Annotated in this window: 17 protein-coding genes; 10 read left to right on the top strand and 7 right to left on the bottom strand. The window is 67.0% G+C overall.

The features are described 5' to 3' along the window. The first annotated feature begins 161 nt into the window (after positions 1–161). Together ACFQRC_RS10665 and ACFQRC_RS10660 are read left to right on the top strand one after the other, a co-directional pair. Complete coding sequence (locus tag ACFQRC_RS10665; protein WP_379961008.1) at positions 162–1,301, top strand: glycosyltransferase; 1,140 nt, start codon at positions 162–164, stop codon at positions 1,299–1,301. A gap of 92 nt (positions 1,302–1,393) precedes the next feature. Then, complete coding sequence (locus tag ACFQRC_RS10660) at positions 1,394–2,800, top strand: NAD(P)H-dependent flavin oxidoreductase (protein WP_379961005.1); 1,407 nt, start codon at positions 1,394–1,396, stop codon at positions 2,798–2,800. Positions 2,801–2,841: 41 nt separating this feature from the next. Here the strand turns inward: ACFQRC_RS10660 and ACFQRC_RS10655 are convergent, their stop codons facing one another. The 3 genes from ACFQRC_RS10655 to ACFQRC_RS10645 are packed head-to-tail and all read right to left on the bottom strand — an operon-like array spanning position 2,842 to position 3,857. Continuing rightward, positions 2,842–3,111, bottom strand: coding sequence for a YMGG-like glycine zipper-containing protein (locus ACFQRC_RS10655; protein ID WP_379961003.1), 270 nt, complete (start codon positions 3,109–3,111; stop codon positions 2,842–2,844). Positions 3,112–3,171: 60 nt separating this feature from the next. Then, positions 3,172–3,426: a hypothetical protein gene (locus tag ACFQRC_RS10650; protein WP_379961001.1), complete on the bottom strand. Its 255-nt coding sequence runs from the start codon at positions 3,424–3,426 to the stop codon at positions 3,172–3,174. Then, entirely contained in the window at positions 3,423–3,857 is a 435-nt protein-coding gene (locus ACFQRC_RS10645; RefSeq protein WP_379960999.1) for a group III truncated hemoglobin, read from the bottom strand. Before ACFQRC_RS10645 ends, ACFQRC_RS10650 begins: the two co-directional genes overlap by 4 nt. A gap of 84 nt (positions 3,858–3,941) precedes the next feature. Here ACFQRC_RS10645 and ACFQRC_RS10640 point away from each other — a divergent pair, with 84 nt between their 5' ends. The 3 genes from ACFQRC_RS10640 to ACFQRC_RS10630 all read left to right on the top strand — a co-directional run bounded on the left by ACFQRC_RS10640 (position 3,942) and on the right by ACFQRC_RS10630 (position 5,261). Beyond that, positions 3,942–4,391: an RrF2 family transcriptional regulator gene (locus tag ACFQRC_RS10640; RefSeq protein WP_379960997.1), complete on the top strand. Its 450-nt coding sequence runs from the start codon at positions 3,942–3,944 to the stop codon at positions 4,389–4,391. An 86-nt stretch (positions 4,392–4,477) separates the two neighbouring features. Then, positions 4,478–4,957, top strand: coding sequence for an SH3 domain-containing protein (locus ACFQRC_RS10635; RefSeq protein WP_379960995.1), 480 nt, complete (start codon positions 4,478–4,480; stop codon positions 4,955–4,957). 22 nt (positions 4,958–4,979) lie between these two features. Continuing rightward, positions 4,980–5,261, top strand: a complete 282-nt coding sequence (locus ACFQRC_RS10630) for a DUF6916 family protein (RefSeq protein WP_379960993.1) — start codon at positions 4,980–4,982, stop codon at positions 5,259–5,261. Here the strand turns inward: ACFQRC_RS10630 and ACFQRC_RS10625 are convergent. Together ACFQRC_RS10625 and ACFQRC_RS10620 are read right to left on the bottom strand one after the other, a co-directional pair. Further along, positions 5,258–5,767, bottom strand: coding sequence for a GNAT family N-acetyltransferase (locus ACFQRC_RS10625; protein ID WP_379960991.1), 510 nt, complete (start codon positions 5,765–5,767; stop codon positions 5,258–5,260). The genes ACFQRC_RS10630 and ACFQRC_RS10625 overlap by 4 nt on opposite strands. A 4-nt stretch (positions 5,768–5,771) precedes the next feature. Continuing rightward, entirely contained in the window at positions 5,772–6,242 is a 471-nt protein-coding gene (locus ACFQRC_RS10620; protein ID WP_379960989.1) for a DUF6916 family protein, read from the bottom strand. Positions 6,243–6,446: 204 nt separating this feature from the next. Here ACFQRC_RS10620 and otsB point away from each other — a divergent pair, with 204 nt between their 5' ends. Genes otsB through otsA form a run of 3 tightly spaced genes read left to right on the top strand, consistent with a single transcriptional unit; the run spans position 6,447 to position 10,371 of the window. Then, the gene (gene otsB, locus ACFQRC_RS10615) at positions 6,447–7,184 is read left to right on the top strand and encodes a trehalose-phosphatase (protein WP_379960987.1); all 738 of its coding nucleotides are present in this window, start codon (positions 6,447–6,449) and stop codon (positions 7,182–7,184) included. Further along, a complete protein-coding gene (locus ACFQRC_RS10610; RefSeq protein WP_379960985.1) occupies positions 7,181–8,971 on the top strand; it encodes a glycoside hydrolase family 15 protein in 1,791 nt (596 codons plus the stop codon). The genes otsB and ACFQRC_RS10610 overlap by 4 nt, the downstream gene beginning before the upstream one ends. Beyond that, positions 8,968–10,371 carry an alpha,alpha-trehalose-phosphate synthase (UDP-forming) gene (gene otsA / locus ACFQRC_RS10605; RefSeq protein WP_379960983.1) on the top strand — a complete coding sequence of 468 codons (1,404 nt, stop codon included), beginning with the start codon at positions 8,968–8,970 and terminating at the stop codon, positions 10,369–10,371. Before ACFQRC_RS10610 ends, otsA begins: the two co-directional genes overlap by 4 nt. Here the strand turns inward: otsA and ACFQRC_RS10600 are convergent. Together ACFQRC_RS10600 and ACFQRC_RS10595 are read right to left on the bottom strand one after the other, a co-directional pair. Next, positions 10,368–11,435, bottom strand: coding sequence for a mechanosensitive ion channel family protein (locus ACFQRC_RS10600; protein ID WP_379960981.1), 1,068 nt, complete (start codon positions 11,433–11,435; stop codon positions 10,368–10,370). The two genes, otsA and ACFQRC_RS10600, sit on opposite strands and share 4 nt — an antisense overlap. 88 nt (positions 11,436–11,523) lie before the next feature. Further along, positions 11,524–12,708: an acetyl-CoA C-acyltransferase gene (locus ACFQRC_RS10595; protein WP_379960979.1), complete on the bottom strand. Its 1,185-nt coding sequence runs from the start codon at positions 12,706–12,708 to the stop codon at positions 11,524–11,526. 222 nt (positions 12,709–12,930) lie between these two features. Here ACFQRC_RS10595 and ACFQRC_RS10590 point away from each other — a divergent pair, with 222 nt between their 5' ends. Together ACFQRC_RS10590 and ACFQRC_RS10585 are read left to right on the top strand one after the other, a co-directional pair. Continuing rightward, complete coding sequence (locus ACFQRC_RS10590) at positions 12,931–14,082, top strand: isovaleryl-CoA dehydrogenase (RefSeq protein ID WP_379960976.1); 1,152 nt, start codon at positions 12,931–12,933, stop codon at positions 14,080–14,082. 121 nt (positions 14,083–14,203) lie between these two features. Then, complete coding sequence (locus tag ACFQRC_RS10585; RefSeq protein ID WP_379960974.1) at positions 14,204–14,458, top strand: hypothetical protein; 255 nt, start codon at positions 14,204–14,206, stop codon at positions 14,456–14,458. Positions 14,459–14,493: the final 35 nt, after the last annotated feature.

Genomic DNA, 14,493 nt, shown 5'->3' with positions numbered 1-14,493 from the left:
CGGCTCTCCCTGGACGCGACTCGGCTCTTCGGCCCCAGCCGCTATCCGCTATATTCCGGCCTTACCTTCCATAGGTTAATCCTGTCTTGGCGCGGCTCTTGTTACGAAGCGTGCGTTCCCGCGGGTTTTGCGATCGGCGCGCCCTGCTCCATAAGGATCTCATGGCCGTCCGCATCCTCCACGCTCACTCGACCTTCTCGCTCGGCGGCAAGGAGGCGCGGGCGGTGCGGTTGATGAACGCGTTCGGCGAGGCGGCGGAGCACACGATCCTCAGCGGCATGCCGGGTCAGCTTTCCGCGCGCGAAGCGATCGCGAAGGATATCAGCGCCGACTTTCCGGCCGACGCGCCGGCGCTGACCGGCCGGCCGAGCCTGCGCCGCCTGTTCCGGCTCTCGCGCCTCATGAAGAAGTTCGACCTCGTCCTCACCTACAATTGGGGCGCGTTCGACGCGGTCATGGCGCATCATCTGTTCGGCGGGCCCGCCCTCATCCATCATGAGGACGGCTTCAACGAGGACGAGGCCGATCAGCTCAAGACCCGTCGCAACCTCTACCGCCGACTGGGGCTCTCCGGCGCCCACCGGCTGGTCGTGCCATCGGAGCGGCTCGAGGCAATCGCCCGCAAGGCCTGGGGGCAGCCGCGCTTTCGCATCGTCCGTATCCCGAACGGCATCCCCGTCGGCCGCTATGCCGCCAAACCGGCCGAGGGCGTGATCCCAGGCTTCGAGCGCCGTGAAGGGGAGATCGTCGTCGGCACCGTCGCCGGCCTGCGCGCCGTCAAGAACCTGCCCCGCCTGGTCCGCGCCGTTGCGGCCATGAAGGCGCGCAACGTCCGCCTGGTGATTGTCGGCGAGGGGCCGGAGAGCGACCGCATCGCCGCCGAGGCCCGCGCCCACAATATCGCCGACCGCGTGATCCTTCCCGGCTTCCTCGCCGATCCCGCGCGTTATATCGGCGGCTTCGATATCTTCGCTCTTTCCTCCGACAGCGAGCAATTCCCTATTTCGCTGGTCGAGGCGATGGCGGCGGGGCTGCCCGTCGCGGCGACGGTCGTGGGCGACATCCCGTCCATGGTGTCGCCCGACAATCGTCCGCTGATCGTGGGGCGCGGCGACGAGGCGGCTCTCGCGGCCGCGCTCGACACGCTGGCCGAACGACGCGATCTGCGGCGGAGCATCGGCCGCGCCAACCGCGAGAAGGCGACCGCCGACTTCGACGAGGCGCGGATGATCGGCGCCTATTCCCGGCTCTATGGTGAAGCCATCGGCGCCCCTCGCGCGTTCATGGGGTCGGCGGCATGAAAAAATTGCCCAATTCGTCTATATAGCCCCTATAGGCCGGAACCGGACGAATGCGGCGCCCCCGACCGGCGCCGGTGTTTTTTGGAGGAATGATGTTCAAGGGTGTCCAGCCGATCCGCTATGCGGGTCGCGAAGTGCTTCCGCTTATCGAGGGCGGCAAGGGCGTCTCCGCGACCAACCATGCGAGCTCGGGCGCCTGGGCGGCCGCGGGCGGCATCGGAACGGTGTCCGCGGTCAACGCCGACAGCTACGACCCCGAAGGCAAGATCATCCCCCAGGTCTATCACGCACTCACCCGCCGCGACCGCCACGAAGAGCTGATCCACTACGCCATCGAAGGCGCCGTCGCGCAGGTGCGCCGAGCGTTTGAGATGTCGAACGGCCAGGGCGCGATCAACATCAACGTGCTGTGGGAAATGGGCGGAGCCCAGCGCATCCTCCACGGCGTTCTGGACAGGACCAAGGGCATGGTCGCCGGCGTCACCTGCGGCGCCGGCATGCCCTACAAATTGTCCGAGATCGCCGCCTCCTACGGCGTCAACTACCTTCCCATCATCAGCTCCGCCCGCGCGTTCAGCGCGCTGTGGAAGCGGGCTTATTCCAAATTCGCCGACTATCTCGCGGCTGTCGTCTACGAGGATCCCTGGCTGGCCGGCGGCCATAACGGCCTGTCCAACGCCGAGGATCCGCTGGTGCCGCAGGATCCCTATCCGCGCGTCAAGGCGCTGAGGGACACGATGCGCCAGGGCGGCATTCCGGACGAGGTGCCGATCGTCATGGCCGGCGGCGTCTGGAATTTGAGGGAATGGAACGACTGGATCGACAATCCCGAGCTCGGCCAGATCGCATTCCAGTTCGGAACGCGGCCGCTGCTCACCCGGGAGAGCCCGATTCCCGAGGAATGGAAGGCGCGGTTGATGACGTTGGAGGAAGGCGATGTCCTCCTCCACAAATTCTCCCCGACCGGCTTTTACAGTTCGGCGGTCCGCACCCCATTCCTGCGCGGCCTCGAAGCGCGCTCGCACCGCCAGATCGCCTTCACCAAGGAGGAACTGGGCGACCACAGCTTTCAGCTCGACGTCGGCGTCGCGGGCAAGAAGAATTACTGGGTCACGCGCGGCGACCTCCTCCACGCGCGCGAATGGTATGCGCAGGGCTATACCGAAGCGCTTAAAACGCCGGATGAGACCCTGGTCTTCGTGACGCCGGAGGAAAAGACGATGATCCGCAAGGATCAGGCCGACTGCATGGGCTGCCTCAGCCAGTGCGCCTTCTCAAGCTGGGCCGACAACGAGAAGAATTCGACGGGTCGCCTCGCCGATCCGCGCAGCTTCTGCATCCAGAAGACGCTCCAGGACATCGCCCATGGCGGCCCGGTCGATAACAATCTGATGTTCGCCGGGCACGCCGCCTTCCGCTTCAAGAAGGATCCCTTCTACTCCAACGGCTTCGTGCCGACGGTGAAGCAACTGGTCGAGCGCATCCAGACGGGAGACTGAGGTCCAGCCCCTGCCGCGTGCGCCAGGGGCTGGAAATTTCCTCAGTCGTAGCAGTCGCGATCGTAGCGGCCATAGCGGTCGTAGCCGTCGCAATCGCCGTCATCGTCGATGAAATAGCCGACCGCGCCGCCCACCGCCGCGCCGGCCGCGGCGCCCTCGCCGACCGAAATGCCGTCATTGCCGTCGATCGCGCCCACCACCGCGCCGCCCGCAGCGCCGATCGCGGCGCCTTCGACTAGGCGATTGTCGGCGCAGGCCGCCAGCGGAAGGGCCAGCGCCATGGCGCCGGCCATCAGGATAATCTTACTCACTCCACTTCTCCTTCGCCGGACTCAACCGGCGGGAAAGGGAGGGGTTCCGATCGACACGGGCTAACGGACCTGGTCGTCCCTGCCGCTATTGGCGCTGAGAAAGACGAGGGCCATCAGCCCGCCGCCCAGCAGGACGGTGAAGCCGACACCCAATGTGGTGGCGATGATCATGTGCCAGGCCATCTCGACCCCCGCGAGCGCGAGGTAACCGAGCGCGGCGGCAATCGAGACCAGGGCCGCCACGCCGGTCCAGACCATCAGCCGGCGAAAGGCGGTGCGGGAATCGGCGGGATCGGCGCCGGGCTTGTTGGTCATGCGATGTCTCCTTCGCCCGATGGGCGCGACGGTGATGAGACGGAAGGCGGAATTTTGAAGAACAGGCCAAGCTTGAGGCTCTCGGCGATATGCCCGGCCTTGTGCTGGAGGGCGGCCGCGGCCGGGCCGGGAAGGCGCTCGGATGTGACCTCCGCCCAAAGCGCGAGCCAGCGGTCGAACATCGCCGGGGCGATGGCGTCCGCGTGGCGTTGGTGCGCGGCCATCGGATTGCCCTTGTAGCGCCCGCTGGTCAGCATCACCGAGGACCAGAAGCGGGTCAGCTTGTCGAGATGCTCGTCCCAATCCTCAACGGCGGCGTTGAACAGCGGCCCGATCTCGTCGTCGCCGCGCACGCGGGCGTAGAAGGCATGGACGACCTCGCTCAGCCGTTCCTCGTCGAGCTCAGCAGGGGCGGTAAGGGCTTCCATCATCGAGTCCCGAAATCATGTATGGCGGATACATAATTTATTGGCTAAAAATGTAAACAGAATAGCTGGCGTCGCCACGGGAGAAGAATGCGACTGACCCTCTACACCGATTATGCGTTGCGGGTGCTCACTTATGCGGGTGCCAACGCAGGGCGGCTTTGCTCCGTTTCGGAGATCGCCGTCGCTTATGGGATATCGCGTCATCATCTGACCAAGGTGGTCCACGGCCTCGGCAAGGGCGGCTTCCTGGAGAGCGCGCGCGGGCGCGCCGGCGGCATCAGGCTGGCGCGCCCGCCGGCAGCGATCGGCGTGGGAGAGGTGGTGCGCCACACCGAAGACGGTTTCGCCTTGCTCGATTGCAGCCAGTGCCGGATCGCGAGCCAATGCCGCCTGACCGGAATTTTCGGCCAGGCGATGGCGGCGTTCATCGCCGTGCTCGATAGCTATACGCTCGCCGACCTGGTCGATCGGCCGTCGGAGCTGGCCCTCCTGCTCGGCGGTGGCGGCGACGGGCGCCCCGCCGACGCCATTCCCTGACCCGTGGCCTCGGGAAAGATGACGGGTTGAAGCCGGCACGACAGGCGGCTTAGAGGGTAGGGGAGAGCGAAGGAGAAAGGTTCGAAATGCGCAAGGCGTGGCTATTGAGCGTGGCACTGGCGGCGCTGGCTCCGGCCGCGCAGGCGCAGGACGAACGGCAGACCCCCTATTGGGCGTCGATCTCGGCCGGTGAAGCGATGATGCGGACCGGCCCGGGCCGGAATTATCCCGCCACCTGGCTCTACCGGCGTGCCGATCTCCCGATCCAGGTGGTCGAGGTCTATCCGAACTGGCGCAAGGTCCAGGATCCCGACGGGACGACCGGCTGGATGCTCGTCAACCTGCTCAGCGACACGCGTACCGCCATCGTCATCGGCGACGAGCCCCGGCCGTTGCACGAAGAGCCGAACGAGGGGGCGAAGGTTCGTTTCCTGGCGGAGCCGGGCGTGGTCGGACGGCTCTCCGATTGCGCCGCCGACTGGTGCCGCCTGGATGTGAAGGGGCGCAAGGGCTATATCCGCGCGGCGCATGTCTGGGGCACCGATCCCGGCGAGAGGATCGACTGACCATGCCGGCGAAGGACGAGACATGCGCGGTCTGACGCTCGAAGATTTCGCCGCCAATGTGGGCGCCGCCTACAGCCTGGAATCGGGCGGCAGCCGGCTGAGCCTGGTCCTGGAGGAGGCGAACGCGCTGGGCCAATCGATGCGCGAGGGCGGATCGTTCAGCCTGCTGTTCCGTGGCCCGCTCGAACCGTTGCTGCCGCAGGGCATCTATACGCTGCGAAACGAGGGCGATCCGATCGATATCTTCCTCGTGCCGATCGGCCAGGATCCGGGCGGCACGCGCTACGAAGCGATCTTCAACTAGGCTCCAGCCGGCTCTCCGGACCATAAGAGCAAATCGTAGACGCCCTTGTCGGCCACCGGCACGAAGCCAAGCCGCCGGTAGAGGCGCATCGCCGGATTGTTCTTTTCGACATGGATCGAGACGCCGCTTCCCTTGTGCCGCGCCTGTTCGAGAATATCCTCCAGCATCGCGGCGCCGAGGCCGAGGCCGCGGGCCTGCGGCATCAGCGCTATGTCGATGATGCGCAACTCGCCGGACCATTGTTCGAGATAGAGGCGCCCGACTGGTTCGCCGCCCCGTTCGACGACGAGCCACTCGGCGTCGGGATAATGCGCCCTGTAGTGGCGGTGCTGTGCCTCGAACTGCTGGGCGAGGAACTGGCGCTGGATATCTTCCGGCCAGCCGGTAACCGCGACTTCCTCGGCGCGTGTGGAGGCGTAGAGCGCGGCCAGGAAAGGCAAATCGTCGTCGGTCGTCGGACGGTAGGCGATGGCGAAGGGCGCGGCCGCGCGCAGCGGAGGCGGCATCGGCTTAGTTGAAGACCGCTTCCATCAGGTTCGGCCGCGAAGGGTCTCCGAACGGCTTCAAATAAACCTGCAGGTCGCCGTAGCGGACATGCGCGACGCGATAGATGCGATCCTCGACCGGCAGCCTGACGCCGCGGGAATCGAACACCGCCACGAACGCTTGCTTACGCGATACTTCGGGCGGCCGGGTGCCGGGCGAAGGCAGCGCATTGACCTCCGACAGCCACAAGCGGATCTCGCGGCCGCCGGCGAAGAGGACGAAGGCGCCGCCGAGGAGCCGCGTCCATTCCCGGCTTCCGGCCGTGGCCAACGTCCAGCGCCGCCTTTCCCACCAGCTCGCGGAGACCGCCGCTACCTTGCTGTCATACCATCCGGTCGGGAGCGCCCAGACGGCGGCGCCGCCGACGGCCAGCGCCGTTCCCGCCAGCCCGGCCATCACGCCGCGACGCGATACAATTTCCGCTTCCTTGGTCATCGCCAGTCACCTTCCCCAAGGCATCGCGAGCACGGCAATCAGCGGTGCGCTCCCCCTCCGGCCGCTTTATACGAGATAATCGGCCGGCGACATAGCGGAACGGCAACTTTATTTTTGCCCGATCGGCACGCCTCTGTCCCAAAGGCGGGTTCCGCGCGTGGATGCCCCCTTGAGATTCGGCCGCTGTCTTGCCACGGGACGGATATGCCCAGCCCAATCCTGGCCCCGCCCCCCTCGCTCGCGGAGGGCGCGGCGCTCTTCCTCGATTTCGACGGAACGCTCGTCGAGCTGGCGGAGACGCCGCAGGCGATCCGCGTTTCGCCGGCGCTCGATTCCCTGCTGAGCCGGCTTTCCCACCGGCTGCACGGCCGGCTGGCGATCGTCAGCGGACGCGCCATCGCCGACCTCGAACGCCATCTCGATTGCTCGGCGGTCGCCGTCTCGGGCTCGCACGGGCTCGAGCTTCGCCTCCGCGACGGCACCGAGTTGCCGCTCGCCGCGCCGGCGGGGCTGGCGGAGGCGCGGCGCGAAGTCGACCGGTTCGCCGCGTCCGTCGCCGGACTGCTGGCGGAGCACAAGCCTTATGGGGTCGCGCTCCATTTCCGCCGGGCGCCGGAACGGGCCGAAAGCGCGCGCAGCTTCATGGAAGCGCTGGCGGCAAATGCGGGCTTGGTCGTCCAGACGGGCAAGATGGTCGTCGAGCTCCGCCCGGGCGGAGCCGACAAGGGCGACGCGGTGCGCGCCTTCATGGCGGAACCGGAGTTCGCCGGCGCGCGTCCTGTGTTCGTGGGAGACGATGTGACCGACGAAAGCGCCTTCGAAGCGGCGGCCGGACTGGGAGGGGCGGGGATCCTCGTCGGGCCTCCGCGCGCCACCGCCGCGCTCTGGCGCCTGGACGGTGTCGCGGCCGTCGCCGCCTGGCTGGGCGAGGAGGCGCGATGACCGACCTCTCGCTCTGGCCGATCGGCAATTGCCAGGTGAGCGCTCTCATCGACGAGGCGGCCGGCCTTGTCTGGGGCTGCCAACCCCGCATCGATGGCGATCCGCTCTTCTGCTCCTTGCTCGACCCGAAGGGCGAAAGCCCCGTGCCGCGCGGCGAATGGCGGATCGCGCTCGAGAGCCAGGCCAGGGTCGAGCAATATTATCTGCGCAACACGCCGATCCTCGTCACCCGGCTCACCGACGGCGACGGCGGCGCGGTGGAGATTTTCGACTTCTGTCCGCGCTTTCCGCGTTCGGGACGGATGTACCGCCCGGTGGCGTTCGTCAGGATCGTGCGGCCGATGGCGGGCGCGCCGCGCATCAAGGTGTGCCTGAATCCCGCGACCAATTGGGGCGCCAAGGACGCCGAGCGGACCAGCGGCACCAATCATATCCGCTATTTGCTGAAACCCCAGCCGCTCCGGCTCACCACCGACGCGCCCGTCGGACACATCCTCGAAGGCCGTTGCTTCCGGGTCGAGAAGCCGGTCCATTTCTTTCTGGGCCCGGACGAGCCGTTCAGCGGCAATGTCGGCCACACCTTGGCGGCGATGCTGCACCAGACGGCGGATGACTGGCGCGACTGGGTGCGCGGCCTCGCCATTCCGCTCGAATGGCAGACGGTGGTGATCCGGGCCGCGATCACCCTGAAGCTCTGCCAGCATGAGGAGACGGGCGCGATCGTCGCCGCGCTCACCACTTCGATCCCGGAGGCGCCGGATTCGGGCCGCAACTGGGATTATCGCTATTGCTGGATCCGCGATGCTTATTACACCGTCCAGGCGCTGAACCGCCTCGGCGCGCTCGACGTCCTCGAAAACTACCTCAATTATCTCCGCAACATCGTCGACGAATCGAAGGGCGGCCACATCCAGCCGCTCTACGCGGTCTCGGGCGAGCCGAAGCTCGACGAAGGCGAGGCGGAGGCGCTCGCCGGCTATCGCGGCATGGGGCCGGTCCGGGTCGGCAACGCCGCCTACACCCAGGTGCAGCACGACGCCTACGGGCAGATTGTCCTCTCCAACGTCCAGGCCTTCTTCGACGAGCGCCTGTTCCGCAAGGCGACGCGGGACGATTTCGCTTCGCTGGAGAAGGTCGGGGAGCGGGCGTGGGCAATGCACGACCAGCCCGACGCGGGCCTGTGGGAATTCCGCACGCGAACCTCGGTCCATACCTACAGCTCGGTCATGTCCTGGGCGGCCTGCGACCGGCTCGCCAACGCGGCCGGCGTGCTCGGCCTCGACGACCGGGCGATGTTGTGGCGGGAGCGCGCCCGGACGATCCGAGCCCATATCGAGGAAGGCGCCTGGCACCAGGGCGAGCAGCGCTTCGCCGCCAGCTTCGGCGGCGACGAGCTCGACGCCAGCCTGCTCCAGCTGATCGACATGCGCTTTCTCGCCGCCGACGATCCGCGCTTCGTCTCCACCTTCAACGCGGTCGAGAAGGGCCTGAGGCGCGGCGAGCACATGCTCCGCTACGCCAGCGAGGACGATTTCGGCCTGCCTGAGACCGCCTTCAACTTCTGCACCTTCTGGCTGATCGAAGCGCTCCATTTGGTCGGCCGCGAGGAGGAGGCGCGCGAGCTCTACGAAGGCATGCTCGCGCGGCTGACGCCGGCGGGCCTCCTTTCGGAGGATAGCGACATCGCGACCGGCGAATTGTGGGGCAACTATCCGCAGACCTATTCGCTGGTAGGGCTGATCAATTGCGCGGGCCTTTTGTCCAAACCCTGGAGCGCCATCCGATGAGCCGCCTCATCGTCATTTCCAACCGCGTTTCGCCGCCCAGGACCGAGAGCGGCGCGGGCGCGCAGGGCGGCCTCGCCGTCGCGCTCGCCGCCGCGCTCAAGGAATATAGCGGCCTGTGGTTCGGCTGGTCGGGCAACAAGATCGAGGAATTTACCGGCCATATCGATATGCAGCGCGCCGGGGGCGTGACCACCGCCACCGTCGATCTCGAAGAGCAGGATGTCGACGAATATTATAACGGCTACGCCAACCGGACTCTGTGGCCGCTCTTCCACTACCGGATCGACCTCGCCGAATATGACCGCGGCTTCGGCAGCGGCTATAAGAGGGTCAATGAAAGGTTCGCCGACACCGTCGCGCCGCTGATCGATCCCGACGACCTCGTCTGGGTCCACGATTACCATCTGATCCCGCTCGGCCAGGAGCTTCGCGCGCGCGGGCTCAAGAACCGGATCGGCTTCTTCCTCCACATACCCTGGCCGCCCTCGCGGCTGCTGGTGTCGCTCCCCAACCACCAGGAGCTGGTCGAATCGCTGCTGGCCTATGACGTGATCGGGTTCCAGACCGAGGAGTGGCTCGAGAGCTTCCGCCATTATGTCGAGCGCGAGCTGGACGGGCGGGTCGACGAGGACGGCACGGTGCACGTCCGGGGCCGCACCGTCCATGTCGCCGCCTACCCGATCGGCATCGATTATGCGGAGTTCAGCGAAGCGGTCGAAACCCCGGTCGCGAAGGAAGCATGCGAGCGCCTGCGCGGCAGCGCGGAGCGTAAGCGGGTCGTGATCGGCGTCGACCGGCTCGATTATTCGAAGGGTCTGGCCGAGCGCTTCCATGGCTATCAGCGCTTCCTCGAAAAGCATCCCGAGCAGAGGAGCGAGATATTCCTCCTCCAGATCGCGCCGCCGTCCCGCGGCGAGGTCGCGACCTATGAGGAGATTCGCGAGAATCTCGACGAGCTTTCCGGGCGGATCAACGGCGAGTTCGCGGAAGTGGACTGGGTGCCGATCCGTTACGTCAACCAGGGCTATCCGCGCGAGGAGCTGGCCGGCTTCTACCGCGCCGCCCCGATCGCGCTCATCACCCCCTTGCGCGACGGCATGAACCTCGTCGCCAAGGAATATGTCGCCGCCCAGGATCCGGAGGATCCCGGCGTGCTCATCCTGTCGCGCTTCGCCGGCGCCGCGCTCCAATTGAAGGACGCGCTGATGGTCAACCCCTACAGCCCCGACGAGATCAGCGACGCCATCTTCGCTGCCCTCGCCATGCCGAAGGAAGAGCGCATCCGGCGCTGGCGCGGCATGATCGAGAGCGTGCGCGGCGAAGACGTGGTCGCCTGGCGCCACGCTTTCGTCAGCGCGCTGGAGAATGCCAAGCCCGCCGTCGCGGTGGAACCCGCCTAAGCTTCGCCGACCAGCTCAGTCCGGCTGCGGGGGAGGGCGCCCGGCTGGGTGTCGCGGACATAAGCGAGCAGCGCTTCGCGCAGGTCGCAGCGCAGGTCGAATGCCTGGCCCGCGTCGCGGGCGCTGACCAGGGCGCGGAGCTCGACGGCCTGGGGTCTCGCCTCGACGACCTGGAGGACCGCCACCCTCCGGTCCCAGAGGGGATGCGCCTCGGCCAGCGCCAGCAGCTTGTCGCGGATCGGCGGCACGTCGACGGTCGAATCGAGGTGCAGATGGACAGCGCCAAGCAGATGCGCCGATTCTCGCGTCCAGTTCTGGAAGCTCGATTCGAGAAAGCGCGAGACCGGCACGACGAGCCTGCGGTCGTCCCAGAGGCGGACGACGACGTAGGTGAGGCGGATTTCCTCGATCCGGCCCCATTCGCGCTCGATGATGACGACGTCGTCGATGCGGATCGGCTCGGTGAAGGCGAGCTGGATTCCGGCGATCAAATTCTTGAGCGCCGGCTGGGCGGCGGCCGCGACGGCGAGGCCGGCGATCCCGGCCGATGCGAACAGGGTGAGCCCAACGGCCCTAACCGCGGGGATGGTCATCAGCATGAAGCAGAGCGTGACCACGCCGACCAGGATCACCGACACGCGATAGAGGATGGCGACGCGGGTGCGGCGGCGGCGGGCGCGCAGATTGTCGGGCACGGAGATGTCGGAGCGATGCTCGACGATGCCGCGGATCGTCTTCAGCAGGCGGATCGCGAGCCAGCCGAGCAGAGCCGGGATGGCGAGCGCGAGCACGCGGCGCACCACCTCCTCCATCCGCGCATCCAGATCGAGCGCGGGGAGCATCGCGATGAAGGCCGCTACCATGAAAAGGAGGCGAAGCGGTGTCCCCGCGCAGGTCACCACGTCGGGACTGAGGCCGGAGGAGCGGCGCGCGACGCGCGCTGCGATCCGCATCAGCGCCCAGTGCAGGACCAGCGCCAGCACCAGCGCCGCGCCCAGGGTCGCCGGACCTTCCGCCCATGCGGGGAGCCAGTCGCGGAGCGGCTGGAGGATGAGTTCGTCCATGCCCCGTCAAGCGAATGCGCGGACGCGGGGTTCCGATTCTCCCCTGCGGGGATAGACGCGGGCGGCCGGTCTCGACCCGCCGAAATGCCTAATCCACCAACTCCACCGCCATCGCCGTAGCTTCGCCGCCGCCGATGCACAGGGTGGCCAGGCCGCGGCGCTGGCCGTGGGTTTCCAGGGCTGAGAGCAGGGTCGCGAGCAACCGCGCGCCGCTGGCGCCGATCGGGTGGCCCAACGCCGTCGCGCCGCCGTGGACGTTGAGGACTTCGCGCGGAATGCCGAGGTCGCGCATGGCGATCATGGCGACGCAGGCGAAGGCTTCGTTGACTTCGAACAGGTCGACCTCGCCGATGCTCCAGCCGGCTTTCTCCAGCGCCTTGCGCACGGCGGGGACGGGGGCGGTGGTGAACTGGCTCGGCTCCTGCGCATGGGCGGCGTGGGCGACGATGCGGGCGACCGGCTTGACGCCTAGGCGGTCGGCGATGCTCGCCCGCGTGATGACCAAGGCGGCGGCGCCGTCGCTGATGCTCGACGCGTTGGCGGCGGTGATGGTGCCGTCCCTGGCGAAGGCGGGCTTGAGGCCGGGGATCTTCTCGGGGTTGGACTTGCCGGGCTGCTCGTCGACGGCCACGATCTCCTCGCCCTTGCGGGTCTTGACGGTGACCGGCGTGGTCTCTCGGTCGAAGGCGCCGCTCCTGATCGCTTCGGTCGCGCGGCGGAGGGATTCGATCGCATATTCGTCCTGGGCCTCGCGGGTGAATTGATATTCGCGCGCCGAATCCTCGGCGAACGTGCCCATGGCGCGGCCTGAATCATAGGCGTCCTCGAGGCCGTCGAGCATCATGTGATCGTAGACCATGTCGTGGCCGATGCGGGCGCCGGCGCGGTGCTTCTTCATGAGGTAGGGGGCGTTGGACATCGATTCCATGCCGCCGGCGACGATCAGGTCGGCCGAGCCGGCGGCGAGCATGTCGTGGGCGAAGATCGCCGCCTGCATGCCTGAGCCGCAGACCTTGTTGACCGTGGTGGCTTCCACCGAGCGGGGGAGGCCGGCGCCCAATGCGGCTTGCCTCGCGGGGGCTTGGCCGAGACCGGCGGGAAGGACGCAGCCCATGAAGATCTTGTCGATGTCGGCGGCGGAGACTCCCGCGCGCTCGACCGCGGCCCTGACGGCGGTCGAGCCGAGGTCGGTCGCGCTGGCGCCGGAGAGGTTGCCCTGGAAGCCGCCCATCGGGGTGCGGGCGTAGGAGAGGATGACGATGGGATCGGTCATTCAAGTAGCTCCAATTCAGAGCCGCTCATCCTGAGGAGTCGGTGAGCCTGTCGAACCGGCGTCTCGAAGGACGCACGCAGGCCGGTCCTTCGAGACGGGACTTCGCCAGGCTCGGTCCCTCCTCAGGATGAGCGGGAGGATTGGACCCGCACATAAGGCGATGCCTTCGCTTGTTCAAATCCTCGCCGCTCTGCTAGGGCCGGGGCCAACAGGAGACCATGTATGTCCGAACTCGGGCTCGATTTCGCGTTGGGCGAGATGGCCGACACCATCCGCGACACGACGCGCCGCTTCGCCGCCGACCGCATCGCGCCGCTCGCCGCCCGGATCGACGCGGAGGACTGGTTCCCGACCGAATTGTGGCCGGAAATGGGGGCGCTCGGGCTGCACGGGATCACGGTGGCGGAGGAGGATGGCGGACTCGGCCTGGGTTATCTGGAGCATGTCGTGGCGCAGGAGGAAGTGGCGCGGGCTTCCGCCTCGATCGGCCTCAGCTACGGCGCGCATTCGAACCTGTGCGTCAACCAGATCAGGCGCTGGGCGAGCCCGGAGCAGAAGGCGAAGTATCTGCCCAAGCTGATTTCCGGCGAACATGTCGGATCGCTCGCCATGTCGGAAGCCGGGGCGGGTTCGGACGTGGTGGGCATGAAGATGCGGGCCGAGAAGAAAGGCGACCGCTACATTCTCAACGGCACCAAATTCTGGATCACCAACGCGGCTTATGCCGATACTTTGGTGGTCTATGCGAAGACGGGGGAGGGGAGCCGCGGCATCACCACCTTCATCATCGAGAAGGACATGCCAGGCTTCTCGATCGGCCAGAAGATCGACAAGATGGGGATGCGCGGAAGCCCGACCGCCGAGCTCGTCTTCAACGATTGCGAGGTGCCCGAAAGCCAGGTGATGGGGCCGGAAAATGGCGGGGTCGGCGTGCTGATGTCGGGCCTCGATTACGAGCGGACGGTGCTGGCGGGCATCCAGCTCGGCATCATGCAGGCCTGCCTCGACGTGGTCATTCCCTATGTGCGGGAGCGCAAGCAGTTCGGGACGCCGATCGGCAGCTTCCAGCTCATCCAGGCCAAGGTGGCGGACATGTATGTCGCGCTCAATTCGGCGCGGGCCTATGTCTATGCGGTGGCGCGGGCCTGCGACGCCGGCAAGACGACGCGGTTCGACGCGGCGGGCGCGATCCTGCTCGCGAGCGAGAATGCGGTGAAGACGAGCCTGGAGGCGATCCAGGCGCTGGGCGGCGCGGGCTATACCAAGGACTGGCCGGTCGAACGCTATGCGCGAGACGCCAAATTGCTCGACATCGGTGCGGGCACCAACGAGATCAGGCGGATGCTGATCGGTCGGGAGTTGATCGGGGCATGACGTGCAACCTCTTTCGTCATTCCCGCGAAAGCGGGAATCCCGCTTCACTTCCGCGCCGGAGCCGGAAAAGAAGAGGCGGGATCCCCGCTTTCGCGGGGATGACGAAGATGGGGATGGCCGAATGATCCCCGTCCTCGAATGGTTCGCCACCATCGGCGGGATCGTCGCGGCGTTCATGATCTCGCTCGATTTCGGGCGGCGGATCACCGGGTGGGGCTTCGTCTTGTTCACCTTCGCCAGCCTCGCCTGGATCGGCTACGGGCTGATGGACGAGGAAGGGGGGCTCTTGACCCAGAATATCGTTTTGTTCGGCATCAACCTGCTCGGCATTTACCGCTACCTCATCCGCAAGCGGCCGGTGGAGACGGGGGCGTGAGGTCACGCGCGCTCACCACCGCTTACCCTGAGCGT

This window comes from Enterovirga sp. GCM10030262, from assembly GCF_042666435.1.
In the GTDB taxonomy this organism is placed as follows: domain Bacteria; phylum Pseudomonadota; class Alphaproteobacteria; order Sphingomonadales; family Sphingomonadaceae; genus Allosphingosinicella.
This window is presented reverse-complemented; position numbering and strand designations above follow the sequence as displayed.

Excerpts from the sequence above, each read along its gene's own strand:
- ACFQRC_RS10595 (WP_379960979.1), bottom strand. The coding sequence starts at position 12,708 with ATGACCGATCCCATCGTCATCCTCTCCTACGCCCGCACCCCGATGGGC.
- ACFQRC_RS10645 (WP_379960999.1), bottom strand. The coding sequence starts at position 3,857 with ATGATGGAAGCCCTTACCGCCCCTGCTGAGCTCGACGAGGAACGGCTG.
- ACFQRC_RS10650 (WP_379961001.1), bottom strand. The coding sequence starts at position 3,426 with ATGACCAACAAGCCCGGCGCCGATCCCGCCGATTCCCGCACCGCCTTT.
- ACFQRC_RS10660 (WP_379961005.1), top strand. The coding sequence starts at position 1,394 with ATGTTCAAGGGTGTCCAGCCGATCCGCTATGCGGGTCGCGAAGTGCTT.
- ACFQRC_RS10665 (WP_379961008.1), top strand. The coding sequence starts at position 162 with ATGGCCGTCCGCATCCTCCACGCTCACTCGACCTTCTCGCTCGGCGGC.
- ACFQRC_RS10630 (WP_379960993.1), top strand. The coding sequence starts at position 4,980 with ATGCGCGGTCTGACGCTCGAAGATTTCGCCGCCAATGTGGGCGCCGCC.
- otsB (WP_379960987.1), top strand. The coding sequence starts at position 6,447 with ATGCCCAGCCCAATCCTGGCCCCGCCCCCCTCGCTCGCGGAGGGCGCG.
- ACFQRC_RS10640 (WP_379960997.1), top strand. The coding sequence starts at position 3,942 with ATGCGACTGACCCTCTACACCGATTATGCGTTGCGGGTGCTCACTTAT.
- ACFQRC_RS10600 (WP_379960981.1), bottom strand. The coding sequence starts at position 11,435 with ATGGACGAACTCATCCTCCAGCCGCTCCGCGACTGGCTCCCCGCATGG.
- ACFQRC_RS10590 (WP_379960976.1), top strand. The coding sequence starts at position 12,931 with ATGTCCGAACTCGGGCTCGATTTCGCGTTGGGCGAGATGGCCGACACC.
- ACFQRC_RS10625 (WP_379960991.1), bottom strand. The coding sequence starts at position 5,767 with ATGCCGCCTCCGCTGCGCGCGGCCGCGCCCTTCGCCATCGCCTACCGT.
- ACFQRC_RS10635 (WP_379960995.1), top strand. The coding sequence starts at position 4,478 with ATGCGCAAGGCGTGGCTATTGAGCGTGGCACTGGCGGCGCTGGCTCCG.
- ACFQRC_RS10610 (WP_379960985.1), top strand. The coding sequence starts at position 7,181 with ATGACCGACCTCTCGCTCTGGCCGATCGGCAATTGCCAGGTGAGCGCT.
- otsA (WP_379960983.1), top strand. The coding sequence starts at position 8,968 with ATGAGCCGCCTCATCGTCATTTCCAACCGCGTTTCGCCGCCCAGGACC.
- ACFQRC_RS10620 (WP_379960989.1), bottom strand. The coding sequence starts at position 6,242 with ATGACCAAGGAAGCGGAAATTGTATCGCGTCGCGGCGTGATGGCCGGG.
- ACFQRC_RS10585 (WP_379960974.1), top strand. The coding sequence starts at position 14,204 with ATGATCCCCGTCCTCGAATGGTTCGCCACCATCGGCGGGATCGTCGCG.